This window comes from Nocardia sp. NPDC060220 (assembly GCF_042727815.1).
Classification (GTDB): Bacteria; Actinomycetota; Actinomycetes; order Mycobacteriales; family Mycobacteriaceae; genus Nocardia.
Map to the genome: position 1 here is coordinate 1 of NZ_JBHWZY010001245.1, position 1,482 is coordinate 1,482.

2 protein-coding genes are annotated in these 1,482 nt (G+C 68.6%); both read right to left on the reverse strand.

All coding sequences use genetic code 11. The features are described from left to right. On the reverse strand, positions 1-739 hold a 739-nt coding region (gene nadE, locus ACFWF3_RS35715; RefSeq protein ID WP_379318557.1), incomplete at its 3' end, for an ammonia-dependent NAD(+) synthetase. Positions 740-745: 6 nt separating this feature from the next. After that, positions 746-1,393 (reverse strand): TetR/AcrR family transcriptional regulator, encoded by a 648-nt coding sequence (locus ACFWF3_RS35720; RefSeq protein WP_379318559.1) that lies wholly within the window; start codon positions 1,391-1,393, stop codon positions 746-748. Positions 1,394-1,482: the final 89 nt, after the last annotated feature.

Here is a 1,482-nt window from a genome sequence, read left to right on the forward strand (position 1 = left end):
CCTCGGGGGTGACGTCCTTGCCTTCGAGGTAGTCGTCGATCTCGGCGTAGCGCAGGCCGAGTGCGTCCTCGTCGGCGAGGGCGGGGCGGTCGTCCTCGAGGTCGGCGGTGGGGACCTTGGACCAGATGCTCGAGGGGGCGCCGAGTTCTTGCAGGAGGGCCGCGCCCTGGCGCTTGGTGAGACCGGTGAGGGGAGTCAGGTCGACACCGCCGTCGCCGAACTTGGTGAAGAACCCGGTGACCGCTTCGGCCGCGTGATCGGTGCCGACCACCAGCAGGCTTTCCTGGCCCGCGAGGGCGTATTGGGCGACCATCCGCTCACGCGCCTTGATGTTGCCGCGCACGAAGTCGCGCAGGCGCTCGTGATCGAGCGCGCCCGCCACCTCGATGCCTACCGCATCGGCGCTGGGCCGGATGTTCACCACGACCGTGCGATCGGGGTCGATGAAATTCAAGGCGGTCTGCGCGTCGTGTTCGTCGGCCTGCACGCCGTAGGGCAGCCGCACCGCGAGGAACTTCGCCTCGACACCGTCGGCGCGCAGCTCCTCGACGGCCAGCTGGCACAGCCGACCGGCCAGCGCACTGTCCTGGCCGCCACTGATCCCGAGGGCGAATCCCTTGGCCGGGGTGGTGGCCAGGTAGTCCTTCAGGAAGTCGACGCGCCGCCGGACCTCCCGCTTCGCCTCGATCTCGGGCAGCACACCCAATTCGGCAATGATCTGTTCACGCAGTGTCCCCATGCGGTCTCACTCTACTTGGGGGACAGGCGAAACGACCCGGCGAACGAGCCATTCCCAGTTGTCGCCGATCTGATCGCGCGTGTAGCCGAGCACTTCGACCTGGTGGATGACCAGCGCCGCCGTCAGTGTGGACAGCAGGGTGTCGGCGATCAGCGGAACCTCACCGTCGACGCCGATCGCGCGAAGCAGCAGCATGACGTGCGCCTTGTGCAGGGCGTAGGGTCCGCCACCGAAACGCCCGTCCTTCTCCGCGGCCTGGTGCAGATCGCCCTCGACCTCGATATCGAGCAGCCGGGTGCGCCCGAAGGCGACCAGCCGCTCGACCGGGCCTGCCTCGGGACCGAGCGGCGCGGGCCCGAACATGAACGCGGCCTGGAATTTCTGCTCGGAGTGATCCAGCAGGGCCAGCATGAGCCCGGTCCGGTTGCCGAACCGGCGAAAGACCGTGCCCTTGCCGACCCCCGCGCGTTTGGCGAGCGCGTCCATCGTGAGGTCGTCGACGCCGTGCTCGCGCACCAGCTGCTGGGCCGCGTCGAGCAGCAGCGCGCGATTGCGCGCGGCGTCGGCACGTTCCACGGGTTCCGCGCTGCCGGGCAGCGGCCGCCCGATCCCCAGCAGGGGCGGCTCGTCGGACTGGGGTGTGCCATAGCTCACGCCGCTCACACGTCCTCCGCGGGAAGTAATCGGACCGGGGTCCGGTTAATGTCGGATGAAACTTGGATCATTCCACTGAGTACACCAGG